At 66.0% G+C, this 15,031-nt stretch carries 14 protein-coding genes; 6 read left to right on the plus strand and 8 right to left on the minus strand.

Going from position 1 to position 15,031, the window contains the following annotated elements; all coding sequences use genetic code 11:
• Positions 1 to 77 precede the first annotated feature (77 nt).
• Complete coding sequence (locus tag BM167_RS10520) at positions 78 to 779, minus strand: SDR family oxidoreductase (protein WP_092892216.1); 702 nt, start codon at positions 777 to 779, stop codon at positions 78 to 80.
• Between the two features lie 102 nt (positions 780 to 881).
• Between BM167_RS10520 and BM167_RS10525 the strand changes: the two genes are divergently transcribed.
• The 4 genes from BM167_RS10525 to cruF all read left to right on the plus strand — a co-directional run bounded on the left by BM167_RS10525 (position 882) and on the right by cruF (position 4,992).
• The gene (locus BM167_RS10525) at positions 882 to 1,733 is read left to right on the plus strand and encodes a hypothetical protein (protein WP_092892218.1); all 852 of its coding nucleotides are present in this window, start codon (positions 882 to 884) and stop codon (positions 1,731 to 1,733) included.
• 62 nt (positions 1,734 to 1,795) lie between these two features.
• Positions 1,796 to 3,298 (plus strand): phytoene desaturase family protein, encoded by a 1,503-nt coding sequence (locus tag BM167_RS10530; RefSeq protein ID WP_092892220.1) that lies wholly within the window; start codon positions 1,796 to 1,798, stop codon positions 3,296 to 3,298.
• A gap of 1 nt (position 3,299) precedes the next feature.
• Complete coding sequence (locus BM167_RS10535) at positions 3,300 to 4,142, plus strand: prenyltransferase (protein ID WP_092892222.1); 843 nt, start codon at positions 3,300 to 3,302, stop codon at positions 4,140 to 4,142.
• Positions 4,135 to 4,992, plus strand: coding sequence for a bisanhydrobacterioruberin hydratase (gene cruF, locus BM167_RS10540; RefSeq protein WP_092892224.1), 858 nt, complete (start codon positions 4,135 to 4,137; stop codon positions 4,990 to 4,992). The genes BM167_RS10535 and cruF overlap by 8 nt, the downstream gene beginning before the upstream one ends.
• A 7-nt stretch (positions 4,993 to 4,999) precedes the next feature.
• Here cruF and BM167_RS10545 read toward each other — a convergent pair whose 3' ends face one another.
• The 3 genes from BM167_RS10545 to BM167_RS10550 form a co-directional block, all read right to left on the minus strand.
• Positions 5,000 to 6,037 carry a phytoene/squalene synthase family protein gene (locus tag BM167_RS10545; RefSeq protein WP_092893072.1) on the minus strand — a complete coding sequence of 346 codons (1,038 nt, stop codon included), beginning with the start codon at positions 6,035 to 6,037 and terminating at the stop codon, positions 5,000 to 5,002.
• Positions 6,038 to 6,187: 150 nt separating this feature from the next.
• Positions 6,188 to 6,304, minus strand: coding sequence for an HVO_2523 family zinc finger protein (locus BM167_RS18925; RefSeq protein ID WP_342708171.1), 117 nt, complete (start codon positions 6,302 to 6,304; stop codon positions 6,188 to 6,190).
• A gap of 89 nt (positions 6,305 to 6,393) precedes the next feature.
• Positions 6,394 to 9,513 (minus strand): adenosylcobalamin-dependent ribonucleoside-diphosphate reductase, encoded by a 3,120-nt coding sequence (locus BM167_RS10550; RefSeq protein WP_092892226.1) that lies wholly within the window; start codon positions 9,511 to 9,513, stop codon positions 6,394 to 6,396.
• Between the two features lie 514 nt (positions 9,514 to 10,027).
• Here BM167_RS10550 and BM167_RS10555 point away from each other — a divergent pair.
• Positions 10,028 to 10,270: a DUF8029 family protein gene (locus BM167_RS10555; RefSeq protein WP_245781341.1), complete on the plus strand. Its 243-nt coding sequence runs from the start codon at positions 10,028 to 10,030 to the stop codon at positions 10,268 to 10,270.
• 290 nt (positions 10,271 to 10,560) lie between these two features.
• Here BM167_RS10555 and BM167_RS10560 read toward each other — a convergent pair whose 3' ends face one another.
• Positions 10,561 to 11,109, minus strand: coding sequence for a metal-dependent hydrolase (locus BM167_RS10560; RefSeq protein ID WP_092892228.1), 549 nt, complete (start codon positions 11,107 to 11,109; stop codon positions 10,561 to 10,563).
• 129 nt (positions 11,110 to 11,238) lie between these two features.
• Here BM167_RS10560 and BM167_RS10565 point away from each other — a divergent pair, with 129 nt between their 5' ends.
• Positions 11,239 to 12,060, plus strand: a complete 822-nt coding sequence (locus tag BM167_RS10565) for a phosphatase PAP2 family protein (protein ID WP_143095493.1) — start codon at positions 11,239 to 11,241, stop codon at positions 12,058 to 12,060.
• Positions 12,061 to 12,085: 25 nt separating this feature from the next.
• Here BM167_RS10565 and trpG read toward each other — a convergent pair whose 3' ends face one another.
• The 3 genes from trpG to BM167_RS10580 are packed head-to-tail and all read right to left on the minus strand — an operon-like array spanning position 12,086 to position 15,029.
• Positions 12,086 to 12,706, minus strand: coding sequence for an anthranilate synthase component II (gene trpG / locus BM167_RS10570; protein ID WP_092892232.1), 621 nt, complete (start codon positions 12,704 to 12,706; stop codon positions 12,086 to 12,088).
• On the minus strand, positions 12,703 to 14,346 hold the full coding sequence (gene trpE / locus BM167_RS10575) for an anthranilate synthase component I (RefSeq protein ID WP_092892234.1): 1,644 nt from the start codon (positions 14,344 to 14,346) through the stop codon (positions 12,703 to 12,705). The genes trpG and trpE overlap by 4 nt, the downstream gene beginning before the upstream one ends.
• Complete coding sequence (locus BM167_RS10580) at positions 14,343 to 15,029, minus strand: phosphoribosylanthranilate isomerase (RefSeq protein ID WP_092892236.1); 687 nt, start codon at positions 15,027 to 15,029, stop codon at positions 14,343 to 14,345. The genes trpE and BM167_RS10580 overlap by 4 nt, the downstream gene beginning before the upstream one ends.
• Between the last annotated feature and the right edge of the window lie 2 nt (positions 15,030 to 15,031).

The following is a 15,031-nucleotide window of genomic DNA, read 5'->3' on the forward strand; positions in this document are numbered from 1 at the left end:
ATGTGAACTTGAGCATTGAGGTTAATAACAGTCACGCTGTCGAGTTCGAGGCGGGAGTCGGCCGTCGGACCGACTCGTCACCGCGACGCCCGTTTCCACGTCCGGAGGTCGATGCGCTCTCCGTCGAGTTCCTCGGCCGGGAGGTCCGTCGCCGCCCACGAGAACATCGGCGCGACGTCGCTCGGGTCTCTGCCCTGCCCGCCCGAGAGGTCCGTCGCGACGAACCCCGGGTCGAGGACGCCCACGGCCGCCTCGGTGTCGGCGGCGAACTGGCGGGCAACCCCCTCGACGGCCGCTTTCGAGACGCCGTAGGTCCCCATCCCCGGTTTCGGGTCGGCGGCGATGGAGCCGGACGGCACGAGGACGCGTCCGCTCTCGCGGAGGTGCGGGAGCGACTCTTTGACGGCCGCGAAGACGCCGCGGACGTTCGTCCGCATCGTGTCGTCGAACCGCGCGTAGGGTTCCTCGCCGACCGGCATCGACCCGGGCGACCCGTGATTTACGGCCGCGCACGGGACGACGACGGCGATTTCGTTTCCGTCGTTCGCTCGGGCGGCCGTCGCCATCAGTCGCTCTACGTCGAACTCGTCGCGGACGTCCGCGCGAACCGCCGTCGCCGACCCCGGTTCGTCGATGGATTCGACGACATCCCCGAGTTCGTCCGCGTCGCGCGCACACCCGACGACGTGTGCGCCCGCCGCCGCGAACTCCCGCAGTACCGCCTCGCCGATGCCCCGACTCGCTCCCGTCACGACGACAGTCTCCCCGAGTACGTCCATACGCCCGATTCGGTCGCGGAGGAGGTAAAACCAGTCCGCCGAGGCTGAAACGGCCGTTTGTCCTAACGCGAGCTATTTGTCCGTCGAACTGAACGAACGCGTATGGTCGATATCGACTCGGAAACGCTGTTCAACGCCGCGGCGGCCGCTCTCGCCACCGTCGCGGTGCTGTTTTTCGTCTTCAACGTCGAGGTGGGGTACTCGCCCGTCTCGAAGACTGCGCTCGTACTGCTGTTTCTGACGGGCGTGTTCGCTCTCTCTCAACGGACCGACGACTACCAACTGACGCTCCTCGGGTACGGCGTCCTCGTCGTCTCCGGCGTCGGCCTGTTCTTCGACGCGGTGAGCACGTTCGACGTGGGCGACCTCTCGACCGTTCTCGGCCTGTTGGTCGCCGCGGGCCTCCTGTTTTTCGCCCGCACCCGCCTCGACGAGGACGACCGCTTCGTCACGGGGCGGCAGGCGACGTACGCGGTGGGCGTCGTCGCGGCGTGCGTCGCCGTCGTCCTCGTCGTCGACGTCGCAACCGGCGGTCTCACGTACGAACTGCGCCCGGCGAGCGACGTCGAGTATACGGAATCTCACGAGGAGGAGATGCGAGTCGCGTCCGTCGTCGTGACGAACCCGACGCCGCTTCCGGAACGCGTCGAGACGCCGAACTACGGGGTGTGCGCCGCGGGCGACTGGAGCGAGTTCGCGCCGCCGTCGGAACCGGGCCGACCGGAACGCGACGCCGATATCGACGCGTACGTAGACGACGGCTACAACGACCACGTCCTCGGGTTCGAGACGAAGACGTACCCCGTTCGACTCCACATCCGCGGCGCGAACCTCACGGGCGAGACGTTCCCCGTCCGAACCACCGCCGACTGTCCGGACGAGGAGACGGGCGCTCCCTACGTCGCTCTCTTCGAGTCCGGCCGACGGTCGAACGGTTATCGAGTCGCGGCGTAAGTCACGGACTCCGCCCGCCTGTAGTCAGTTCCTTTATACTTTCCACGTCCGTAACCCGGTACGTGAACTCTCTATCTGACCTGCGTTCGCTCGCGGACGCTACCGTCGTCGTCGTCGGCGGGGGGTTCGGCGGCCTCTCGACGGCGTGTTACCTCGCCGACGCCGGTGCCGACGTGACTCTCGTGGAGAAAAACGAGCAACTCGGCGGGCGGGCCAGTCGTCTCGAACGGGACGGCTTTCGGTTCGACATGGGTCCGTCGTGGTATCTCATGCCCGACGTGTTCGAGGACTTCTTCGGGCGGTTCGATCGGACTCCCTCGGACTACTACGAACTGACGAGACTCGACCCGAACTACCGCATCTTCTTCAAAGACGGCGACAGGGTCGATATGGTCCCCGATTTGGAGGTGAACAAGGAGACGTTCGAGTCGTACGAACCCGGTGCGGGAGAGAAACTCGACGACTACCTCCGCAAATCGAAGCGAAACTACGAACTCGGGATGGAGCATTTCGTCTACGAGGACCGGACGACGCTCTCGGACTTTCTGGACCTCACCGTCGCGAAGAACGCGTGGGGGCTCTCTCTCATCGGGTCGATGCAGGACCACGTCGAACGCTACTTCGACCACCCGAAACTCCAGCAGATAATGCAGTACACTCTCGTCTTCCTCGGGGGCGCGCCGAACAACACGCCCGCGCTCTACAACCTGATGAGCCACGTCGATTTCAACATGGGCGTCTACTACCCCGAGGGAGGCATCGGCGGCGTCGTAGACGGCATCGCCGAACTGGGCGAGGAACTCGGCGTGACGTTCCGGACGGACACGCCCGTCTCGGAGATTCGAGGACGGGAGGGCGCGTTCGTCGTGCGGACGGAAGGAGACGAGGAGTTCTACGCCGACTACGTCGTCAGCGACGCGGACTACCGCCACACGGAGATGGACCTGCTTCCGCCCGAAAAGCGCCAGTACGACGCCGACTACTGGGACTCGCGGACGTACGCCCCCTCGGCTTTCCTCCTCTATCTCGGCGTCGAAGGCGACGTCGAACCCCTCGAACACCACACGCTCGTTCTCCCGACGGACTGGAACGACCACTTCGAGACGATATTCGAAGAGCCGTCGTGGCCCGAGGACCCCGCGTACTACCTCTGTGTCCCCTCGAAGACCGACGACACCGTCGCGCCCGAGGGTCACAGCAACCTGTTTGCGCTCGTCCCCGTCGCCGCCGGACTCGAAGACACCCCCGAGAGGCGCGAGCAGTTCCGCGAACTCGTCCTCTCCGACATCGAGGAGAACACCGGAGTGGAGCTCAGAGACCGAATCGTCGTCGAGGAGACGTTCTCCGTCGACGACTTCACCGACCGCTACAACAGCACGCAGGGGACGGCGCTCGGATTGGCGCACACGCTCCGACAGACCGCGCTCTTCCGCCCGCCGCACCACTCGAAGGAGGTAGAGGGGCTCTACTTCACCGGGTCGTTCACGACGCCCGGCATCGGCGTGCCGATGTGTCTGATAAGCGGGCAACTGACCGCCGAGGCGATGGCGGAGCGAATCGACTGAGATGGCGGCGGCCGGACGACTCAGATACCTCCTGACGCTCTCTCGCCCCCGGTTTTGGCTCTACCTCGCGGGGCCGATGCTCGTCGGCGTCGCCTTCGCCGCCGAAACCGTCCCCGAGTTGTACGACCCCGGCGTCGCCGTCGCCGTCGCGTACTTCCTGCTCCCGGCGAACGTCTACCTCTACGGCGTCAACGACGCCTTCGACGCCGAGATAGACGAGTCGAACCCGAAGAAAGAGCGGAAGGAGGCGCGGTGGCGAGACGACGGCGTCGTCAGGGCAGTCGTCGTCGCCTGCGGACTGCTCGGTGCGGTACCGTTCGCCGTGCTCCCGTCGCTAGCGTGGCCGTACCTCGCGGGCTTTCTCTTCCTCGCGACGGAGTACAGCGCACCCCCGCTTCGGTTCAAGACGACGCCGTTTCTCGACTCCCTCTCGAACGGCCTGTACATCCTCCCCGGTGCCGCCGCCTACGCTGCCGTCTCCGGCTCTCACCCCCCGGCCGCCGCCCTCGCGGGCGCGTGGTTCTGGGCGATGGGGATGCACACGTTCTCTGCGATTCCCGACGTCGAACCGGACCGCGCGGCCGGAATCCGAACGACCGCGACGTTCCTCGGCGAGCGACGGACGTACGCGTACTGTTTCGGCTGTTGGGCCGCCGCCGCCGTCGGCTTCGCACTCGTCGACGTGCGCCTCGGCGCGGTGCTGTCTGCGTACCCCGTCGCCGTCGCGGCCGTCTTCCGGTCGGACGTGGACGTCGAACGCGCGTACTGGTGGTACCCCGTGTTGAACACCGTCGTCGGGGCGACGCTCACCCTCGGCGCGCTTTGGAGGCTGGTCAATGGGTGAGTCAGACACGGCGTTGGCCGACCGACTCCCGAAGACGCGCGCGGAGTGGGAGCGGACACTGGACCGACTCGTCCGCGAGAACCGCTTTACCGTCGCGGTGGTCTTCCCGCTGAACGGCGCGATACTGCTCGTCGCGAGCGCCGAGGGACTCTTGCCGGACCCGCTCGCGTTCAACCCCGCGCTCGTGTTGTTCGGAACGCTCGTCATGCGCGCTCCCCTCGTCGTCGGTGCGTTTCCGCTGACCGACCGGCGGGCGGCGACGGGCGTGTCGATTCTGGCGCTGTACGCCTACGGAATCGAGTACGTCGGCGTCCGCACGGGACTTCCCTACGGGGAGTTCTTCTACGGCGTGGAGTTGGGACCGACGCTCGGCGGCATCCCCCTCGGCTTGCCCGTGTTCTTCCTGCCGTTGGTGATGAACGCCTATCTGCTCTGTCTGTTACTGCTCGGAGAACGCGCGCGGAACGGGGCGGTTCGACTCCTCACCGTCGTCGCGACGGTGTTGGCGATGGACCTCGTCTTAGACCCCGGAGCGGTCGGACTCGGCTTTTGGGTCTACCCCGGGGGCGGCGCGTTCTACGGCGTCCCGCTCTCGAACTACGCGGGATGGCTGTTGAGCGCGAGCGTCGCCGTCGCCGTCCTCGATTGGGCGTACGACCGACGCGCACTCGTCGCCCGGCTCGAACGCTGCGAATTCATGCTCGACGACATGGTCTCTTTCGTCATCCTCTGGGGCGGCATCAACGCCTGGTTCGGCAACTGGATTCCGGTGGCCGTCGCCGCGCTGTTCGGCGTCGGACTGCTTTCGACCGACCGGTTCGACTCGCGACTTCTCGATATCGGACGGTAAACGGTCGCTACTCCCCTCGCGTGAAGTACCGAAGCCAATCGGAGACGCGCCTGCCGACGACGGCGGGCGCGGCGAGCGACCACGACGGTTCCCGACCCGAGGGGCCGTGCTCGCGCCTCCCGCGAGCGGTCTCTCGGGGGTACGGAACGTCGCTCACCTTCCGGAAGACGGTTTCCGGGTCGCGTTCGACCGCCCAGTAGAGCCGCGTCTTCGCGAGCAACAGGAGTTTTCGATCGGTGGAGAGAGACGGCGTCGTAGAGAGCACGTCGTAGTCACGTTTGCGAATCTCTCGGTGGTGGTCCGCGTACAACACCGCCGCGAGCAAGACGGCGAACTGGCAGTCGTCCGGCAGATGTCGGATACCGGCGACCCCCCGTCGGTAGAGTTCCTCCGTGCGGCGCAGTTCCTCGCGCATCGCCGCGCGGAAGTTCTCGTCGCAGTCGAACGCGAGCAGTTGCGCTTCGGTCACGCCGTGTCGTTCGAGCGTCTCTCCGGGGAGGTAGACTCTGTCGCGTTCGACGATGTCCTCGCGCACGTCGCGCAGGAAGTTCGACATCTGGAACGCCTCGCCGAGTGCCGTCGCGTGCGGAAGCGCCTTCCGTTCGGCCGCGTCGCCGGGGTCCATGATGGCGGTCATCATCCGACCGACCGCCGCCGCCGACCCGTCCATGTACGCTTCCAGTTCCTCGTAGGTCTCGTATCGACTCGTCTCGATGTCCGACAGCATCGCGTCGACGAACACGTCCACGTCGGAGTCGGGCACGTCGTACTCAGCACACAACTCTGCGAACGCCGAGAGCACCGGGTCGTCCGTTTCTCGCCGTCCGAGAGCCGCCTCTCGGAGGCGCTCTAACTCGGCCCGTTGCTCTCGTGGCGTCGCGCCGTCGGCGTCGTCTACGACTTCGTCCGCGACGCGAAAAAACGCGTACAGTACGTACGTCGCGCGCCTGACTCGCCGCGGGAGGACGCGCGTCGCGAGATGAAACGTCTTTCCCGTCTTGCGTTGTATCTCCTTGCTCTGTCGGACGTGGTCACGCCTCACCATCGTCGACGTAGTCGCGGCCACACGTCTCCCTGAACACTCGTCCCCTCAGACATGGTACTACCTGTCTAGTGATTACAACGACATAACAGTTGGTGTCGGATCGAAACGTTCTTGAGACTGGGATCGGACGACTGCGCGGTCGTCTCGAAATTACCAGAACGTGTCACTACAGTCGTAAACGACGCCGTGTCGCGGGCAGACGTACTTGCAGTGGCGACGGTGCATCGATTCGCCGCACAGTGGGCAGGGGCGGCCCGACGGGTCCATACCGACGACGACGGGCGCGCCGCACGTCACTGTTTCTTTCCGGCGTCGGGAAGAGAAGAAGAGAGAAAAACGACGGCGTCTCGCTCAGTTCAACACTCCGACCAGCCGCAGGACTCGCAGGTCTTGCAGCCTTCGGAGTAGTACAGCGTCATGCTACTGCACTCGGGACACTCGGGGCTCTCGCCCGCCGCGAGTAAGTCGTCCATCGCGTCGGCCTGTGCGCCCTCGGCGGCGTCCGGGGAGTCCGCGACTGCCGCGCCGCCGTCGGCTTCGGGTTCGGTGTCGCCGGCGCCGGCGTCGCGGGAGAGTTCGGTCAGGTTCTGCTGTTGTGGGTACCCCTCGTCTATCTCGCCGTCGAGATAGCGGCGCATCGCCGTGCCGATGGCGTCGGGGATGGAGTTTATCTGCTCGCCTTTGTCCCAGGCGACTTTCGGGCTGCGGATGCCCTGCAGTTCGCTCGCGATTTCGCTCGGGTCCACGCCCGTCCGGAGCGCAGTCGAGATGGTCTTTGCGAGCGCTTCCGTGAAGGACGCGGTGAAACCGCCGGAGTTGCCGATGTTGGCGAACAGTTCGAACGGCTGGTTGTTCGCGTCCTCGTTTATGTTGACGTACAGTTTCCCGTAGCCCGTGTCGATGCGCTGGGTGACGCCGTAGAGGACGTCGGGACGCGGACGCTTCGAGCCGAGTTCCACGTCGCCGTCGGCCTCCGCGAGGAGGCGTTCGACTTCGCCGTCGAGTGCGGCGCGGACGTTCTCGTTGTCGAGGAAGCCCTCCAGACCGCCGAACACCTCTTCCATCTGTTCGACGAGAGTCTCCGCGGCCTCGCCCTCGTCGGCGAAGTCGGCGTTCTTCGCGCGCGTCGTCAGCACCTGCTTCGAGCGGGTGCCGTCGCGGTAGACGGTGACGCCCTTGCCGCCGTTCTTGTAGATGTAGCGGTACACCTCGTCCATGTCCTCCCGCGTCGCGGAGTTCGGGAAGTTACAGGTCTTCGAGATGGCGGAGTCGACGCCGTTCTGACAGGCGCACTGCACGGCGGCGTGCTGTTTGCCCGTCAGGTCCGAGGTGACGACGAACAGTTCGGAGATGGCCGCCGGAACGGTCGAAAGCGAGGAGACGCCGTCGAACTCGTTTTTCGACATCTGCTCTTGGGCCTCCCGCTTTACCTCCTCTACGTCGATGTCGTTGGCCTCCAAGACGCGGAGGAAGTAGTCGTCGAACTCGACGAGCATCTCGTCGCCCTGCACGTCGTCGGAGACGTTCTTGTAGTAGGCGACGTTGTAGATGGGCTCACAGCCACCGGTCGTGTTACCGATCATCGAGGTGGTGCCCGTCGGCGCGATGGTCGTCGTGTTGTGGTTCCGAAGCGCGAAGCCCTCCGCCCAGTCGTCGGCGTCGAGGCCGGTCTGCTTTTCGAACCACTCGCGGTACTCCGTGGGGTTCGCGTACTTCGAGTCGCCCCAGTCGGCGAAGTTGCCGCGTTCCTCCGCGAGTTCGTGGCTGGCCCACTTCGACTCGTGGTTGATGTGGGTCATCAACTGCTCTGCGACTTCGTTTCCGGCGTCGGAGCCGTACTCGATGCCGAGTTGTATGTACAGTTGCGCCAGCCCCATGATGCCGAGGCCGATCTTGCGCATGTCGCGCACCTTCTGTTCTATCTTCTCGACGGGGAAGTCCGACATCGTGACGACGTTCTCCAAGAAGCGCGTGCCGTACTCGATGCGGTGGTCGAACTCCGCCCAGTCGATGGCCTCTTCGAGGAAGGCGTCGACGGCGTCGTCGAAGGTGTCGTAATCGTCGCCGTGGTCGTCGTACCAGACGCGCCAGTCGGGCGCGTCGCCGCCCGCGACCGTCGAGAGGTTGATGTGACCCAGATTGCAGGCTTCGTACTCTTCGAGCGGCTGTTCCCCGCAGGGGTTCGTCGCCAAGATTCGGTGGTCGGGGTGCTCCTCCACGTCGAAGGAGTGCTCTTTGTTGACGCGTTCGAGGTAGATGACGCCGGGTTCGCCGTTCTCCCACGCGCCCTCGACCATGTGGTCCCACAGTTCCTCGGCCGGAACGGAGAGAACTTCGCCGACTTCGACGTGTTCGCCGAGACCGAACATGTCGTATATCTCTTTGGTCTCCGGCGTCGCGACGTGCGGTTCCTCGGTTCGCGGGTTCGTGAAGGTGAACTCCTCGCCTTCGAACAATGCGTCCATGAAGTCGTCGGTGACGCCGACGGAGATGTTGAAGTTAGAGAGGTGACCTTCGACGGCGTTGCGGAGATGCTTGGGGACGCGCCCCTCCTCGTCTATGAGTTCGCGCGCCTCTTCGAGTGCGTCCGCAAAGGAGTTGTGCGTGAAGTCGTCGGGGTCGTTCAGGCGAAGCGAGTGCGCGAGAGAGACGTCCTTGTTCTTCGAGTGGATGAACTGGATGACGTCGGGGTGGCTGACGCGCATGACGCCCATCTGGGCACCGCGGCGCGCGCCGCCCTGTGCGATGGTCTCGCACATCTGGTCGTACGTCCGCATGAACGTGATGGGACCGGAGGCGATGCCACCGGTCGAACCGACGGCGTCGCCGTACGGGCGAAGTTTCCAGAAGGCGTACCCCATCCCGCCGCCGGACTGGAACACCTCGGCGGCTTCCTTCGCCGTCTGGTGGATGTCGGTGATGTCGTCGCCGGGCGAATCGACGAAACAGGCAGAGAGTTGCTGCAGTTCGTCGCCCGCGTTCATGAGCGTCGGCGAGTTCGGCATGAAAGAGAGCGACTCCATCATCTCTTGGAACTCCTCGCGCTTTGCTTCGACTTCGGTGCGAATCTCGTCGGGGAGTTCGGGGACGATGGTGTCGTACGCGAACTTGTTGACGTTGTAGACAGAAAGCGTCGTCTCCGCGTCGTCTTCTGCGGTAGTCCCCGTCCCGAACACCTCCGCGGCGAGTTCGTCGCGCCGCGGGTGTCCCGGCTTCAGTTGGTCGGGCGTGACGGTGACGTCGGTGTCGCGCCGGTCCGCCTCGTAGACGGCTTCCGCGAGTGCGATGTTCTTCGCGACGCGAGCGAACAGTTCCTCTTGGGACTCGACGAGTTCGCCGTCGGCGTCCTTTCGGAGATAGCGCGCCGGCAGAATGTTGTGGTAGGCGTTGGCGGTCAGGCGGTCCTCGAGCGTCTCCCCCTCGGTGCGCTTTATCGGCAACTGCAGCTCGTCCGCCGAGATATCCGAGCGACTCATCTACTGTACCCCCGTCCCAGCACCCCGGTGCCGGGTGATTTCGAATCCGATGGCTAACTCAGTTCCGTTCATTGTAACGATGGCTTGTGAATGGAGGCGCGTCCGTTAAGGCTTCGGTATCAGGCACTGGCGGACAGAAAGCCTCACAAATCTGTCACGCGTTCCGAACCCCGCTCGCCCGCATCCACAGTACGGTACGTCCGTACGGCCCGGCCGGACATAACAGTATTCAGACCGGGGTGAAAGTAGTCTCGTGGAGAACGAAATCGGGAGACGGGACCGCCGCGTCCAGAAGAACAGATGGGGGGTTCGGTGCCCGGTTTCGACTCCGACGACCGGCGAGCACGCGACGCGAGTTCGTATATGTACCCCCGTCGAAGAACCAGAGGTCGAACAGCTGATAGGTTCCGGAGAGTTCTCCGGCGGCGGCCGCGAAACCGTCCGTTCGCCGGTCAGTCGGGACGCGTATACATACTCCCACAGACTTATTCTCTCTCACGTCGAAATGTTCGATATGTCTCTCCCGTTCGCGTCGGTCCTCGGTCAGATGCTCGCCGCGTGGGCGACGCTCCCCCTCCAACTGGGCGGACTGTTAGAGACCCAACTCGGTCAGTTGCTCGTGGCCGTCGTCGCCATCGGCGTCGTCGTCCTCGTCGGACGCATCGTCCTCAAGGTGGCGTGGCGACTCGTGACGATAGCCGTCGTGATCATCGCCCTCCTGTTTCTCCTCTCGACGCTGGGCATCAACGTCCTCTGAACCCGAAGCCCGTCACGCGGCGAATTCGGCCGCTTCGCTGTTCCGACTCGACCGGACGTTCCGACCACGCCTGGCCGTTCCGGTCGCGACAGTTCCGAACCGAGTCGTCGTGAACGTACACGCACGTACCAGTCGATAGCGGGTGCCGTTCTCGCCGCAGACGTTACCACAGTTTTACGCGGTCCGACGGCGTCGAACGCGCCGAGCGAACCCAGCGAGAGGGTAGCCCACCCGCACCGACGCCGCGGTATCGGACGAATCACCGAGCCTCGTGCCCGGACCACCGACCCTCACGTTCGGGTCGCCGAGCGAGTGTCGTCGTGGTCGGCCTGCCACCAGAGGGCGGCCGCGAACGCCAGTCCGCCCAGGAACAGCCCCCAGTTGGCGACGGGGCTGTTGTACCAGATCACGTCGATTCCGAGCGATTGCCGGTAGAGGGGCCAGAACGGCTCGATGGAGTCGGCGATGTCGGGCGCCGAGAGGATGTCGGCCGAAAGATGGGCGAGACCGGCGACGAACACCGCGCCGATGCCGTAGGCGTAGCGGTTCCCGACGCCGGTCGCCGAGATATAGTTGTCTTCGAGCCACGGAACGACCCACTTACCGAGGACCGCGCCGATGGCGACGGCGGCGACGCTCACGAAAAGCACCGTGTGAACGACGCCGTGGTGTTTGACTCCCGCAAACGCCTGTGACAGCCAGAGATCGACGTCCGGTAAGAGCGAGAACGGAACGCCGAGCGCCACGAATCCGAGCGCGGTTCGGTCGTCGTACACGAGCCAGCCGACGACGACGAGCCATATCAGCCCCATTCCGATGTGACCGATGATGTCCACCATGCAGTCCCGATAGGACGCGGAAGCAGGATGTAGTTGGTGGCAGGTTCGCGGGGTCGGCTCCCGCGGCGGCGACGCTCGGGACGGCAAAGCCACCACCTACAAGGACGTCTCAGCCATACCGTGACCGAGATGAGTCAGACTGGAGTCGTCGGACAGGAGATCGGCCACACTATCCGTCAGCTGATTCCGTCGGAGCTACTACCCGTTTTCTTCGTTATCACGTTCTTCGGCGGCGTCGGCTTCCTGCTCGTGGCGTTTACCCTCGATTACTGGTTCCTCGACGCGAAACGCGGCGCGCACTCGCTCGGAGTGGCCGTCGCCGGTGCCGGGTTGGTCGTCGCTCTGAAGGCGTTCTTCGGCGAACCGCGGCCGTCGGTGGACGTCGCGGCCATCCCCGCGTCCGGGTTCGCGTTCCCGAGCGGACACGCGACGATGTCGACTGTCGCCTACGGCCTGCTGGCGTACGACCTGCGGAAGAGCACGTGGCGCGTGCGGTTCGCCGCCGCCGCAGTGGTCGTCTCTCTCATCTCGCTCTCTCGGGTCGTTTTGGGCGTTCACTACGTGAGAGACGTCGTCGCGGGCGTCCTGTTCGGGTCGCTGTTCCTGCTCGGCGGGCTATCGCTGACGAAACACGTCCCGCGCAAGGCGTTCTGGTTGGCCGCCGCAGTCGGCACCGTCGCCCTCGCCGTCAGCGGAGGCAGCGGAGACGGACTGGCCGTCTTCGGCGCGTCGGTCGGCGGGGCCCTGACGTGGGAACTTCTCGATGGCTACCCGTCTGTCGGGTCGCGCCGCGGTCGCGCCGTCCTCGTCGTCGGCGTCCTCCCCCTCCTCGCAGTCGTCGGGTACGTGGCGACGCGACTCAGTCCCCCGCCCGTCGCGGTGGTTATCCTCGCGGGCGTCGTGACGTCGGCGATACTCTCGGCTCCGAAACTCGTCAAACGCGTCGCGTAGTGCCGGGCGACCGCTCTGTCGGATTTCAGGCGACGACCCGGTTTGCGACGACGGTTCGCAGGAAGTTGGCGACGACGTCGTGACCGACGGCGGTCAGAACGCTCTCGGGGTGAAACTGCACGCACTCTATCGGGTACTCGCGGTGGCGGATACCCATCACCAAGTCGACTCCCTCGTGGTCCGTCGTCGCGGACACCTCGAAGCAGTCGGGCACCTCGGTGGCGACCAGCGAGTGATATCGTCCCGCCTGAAAGCCCTGTTCGAGACCCGCGAAGACGCCGCGTCCGTCGTGGTCGACGGGGTACGCCTTGCCGTGGATGGGTTCCGGCGCGTGGCCGACGGTGCCGCCGTAGGCGTACACCGCGGCTTCGAGTCCGAGACAGACGCCGAGCGTCGGAACCTCCGTCGAGAGCGTCGTCAACACCTCCGTCGTCACGCCCACGTCGCGGTCGTTCTTCGGGTGGCCCGGCCCCGGACTGATGACTATCGCGTCCGGGTCGAGGCTCCGAATCTCCTCGATAGAGGCGGTGTTCTTCCGGACGACCACCTCGACGGGGTCGCCATCGATTCTGCGCTCGGAGAAGTACTCGACGAGGTTGTACGTGAACGAATCGTAGTTGTCCACGACGAGAAGTCGCAGCGTCATCGGGGGACCCCCCCGGCCGCCGCGGACTCGTCGGGTTCGCGTTCGATTCGCTCGACTGCGGCGAGGACGCCCCGCATCTTCTGTTCTGTCTCCTCGTACTCGGAGGTGGGGTCGCTGTCGGCGACGATGCCCGCCCCCGCCCTGACCGTGATGGTGTCCTCGTCGGCCCCTCGTCGGACCGTCGCGGTGCGGATGACGATCGCGAAGTCGGCGTCGCCGGACCACGAGTAGTAGCCGACGCCGCCGCCGTAGACGCCGCGGGGCGTCAGTTCGAGCTCGTCGATTATCTCCATGGCGCGCACCTTCGGCGCGCCCGTGAGCGTCCCCGCGGGGAACGTCGCCCGGGTGGCGTCGAAGGCGTCGTTCTCGGCCGCCAACCGCCCGGTGACGGTCGATTCGATGTGTTGAACGTGGCTGTACTTCAGGACGTTCATGAACTCCTCGACGCGGACGCTTCCGGGTTCCGAGACGCGGCGCACGTCGTTGCGCGCGAGGTCCACGAGCATCGTGTGCTCGGAGCGTTCCTTCGCGTCCGCGAGCATCTCGCCGGCGAGGCGGCGGTCCTCGACCGGACTCGTCCCCCGGGCGCACGTCCCCGCGATGGGGTTCGAGACGACGCGCCGACCCCGCACGGAGACGAGCGTCTCCGGACTCGCACCGACGACGACTCGGTCGTCGTGGCGGAGCAGATACATGTACGGCGAGGGGTTGACCTCCCGAAGCGCCTCGTACAGTCCCATCGGGTCGACGGAACCGCGGAGTTCGCGCACGCGGGAGACGACGCCCTGATAGATGTCGCCGTCGAGGACGTGCTGTTTCGTCCGCCGGACGGCGTCTTCGTACTCCGCTTGCGGGCCGGCCGTCTCGCCCGACCGGACGAACCCGCCCGTCTCGGGCTCTTCGGCCGCCGCGAGCGTTTCGGCGACGGCGCGCGCCTCAGACAGCAGTTCGTCGTACACCGCGTCGGCGTCGTCGTCGGGACCGACAACGGGCGTAAACACCAGTCTGACCGTCCCCTCGGCGTGGTCGAACGAGACAGTCCGCGTCGTCAGGACGAACTCTGCGTCGGGGACCGGCGAGTCCGGGCGTTCGACGCCCACTTCTTCGAGCCAGAGGTCGTACACCGCCTCGTACGCGAGGAATCCGACGAGTCCGCCTCGGAGCCGTTGCCGTTCGTCCTCGGGAAAGCCAGCGCGCGGGAGGTTCGGGAGCGCGGTTCGCAGGTGGTCGAGGACGTCGTCGCTCGCCTCGTCCTCGCGCCGAGCGTCCGAACAGGCCTCTTCGACGACTTCGGCGGCGCGCCCGCCGAGGGTCTCTACGTCGGTTCCGTCCGGGCCGACGGTGACGACGGCTTCGGGGTCGTAGCCGACGAAGGAGTACCGCGCGTGTCTGTCGGTGTCCGCGCCCCCGTCGGCCGCGAACGCGCCGTCGGGGTCCGAGGAGGGCGTCTTCTCGGCGCTCTCCAGGAGGAAGCCGTAGTCGCTTCGGTCAGAGAGGGCGGCGTAGGCCGCAAGCGGCGACGCGGTCGGCAGGTCCGCGGTCAGGTGCGCGACGACTCGGTCGTCCCGGTCATCGAGGAGCGTCGCGAACTCCTCGCGCGACCGAGAGAGCGAGACGGTCGAAGGAGGGTCGTCGCTCACGACGTGGCCTCCTCTCTCTCGTCTCGCCCGTCGCGTCGTTCGAGGGCGTCGCCCGCCGCCGTCGCGTTTCGGACGAACGCTCGGACCGCGTCGTGGGCCTTCACGCCGCCCTCGGCTTCGACACCGCTGGCCACGTCGACGGCGTAGGGTCGGACCGTCCGGACCGCTTCGGCGACGTTGTCTGGCGTCAACCCGCCCGCGAGCGTCACGGGCGCGTTGAGCGTCTCGACCACCTCGGCCGTCGCCGCCCAGTCGTGGGTCTCGCCCGTCCCGCCCGCGCCGTCGTCGGAGACGGAATCGACGAGGACGCCGTCGACGACGTGCGCGATGGCGCGGGCGCGGGCGGACGAGTCCGGGTCGACGACTGCGACGACGCGGGCGTCCGTCTGCGCGCTGATTCGCTGGAACTCGTCCGCCTCGAAATCGCCGTGCAACTGTAGGACGTCGGGCGAGGCGGCCGCCGCGAGTTCGACCGCTCGGGTCGCGGACGACGGCATCGAGACGAGCGTCGTCGTGAGGAACGGCGGTGCGGCGTCGAACAGCGTCGAGGCGCGCGAGAGCGACACCTCGCGCGGCGTGTCCACGGTCACCTCGGAGATGACGCCGACGGCGTCCGCACCGGCGTCGTCGACGGCGCGGAGGTCAGATTCGGTCGTGACGCCGCAGACTTTCACCCGCACCACGG

Source organism: Halopelagius inordinatus, from assembly GCF_900113245.1.
Taxonomy (GTDB): domain Archaea; phylum Halobacteriota; class Halobacteria; order Halobacteriales; family Haloferacaceae; genus Halopelagius; species Halopelagius inordinatus.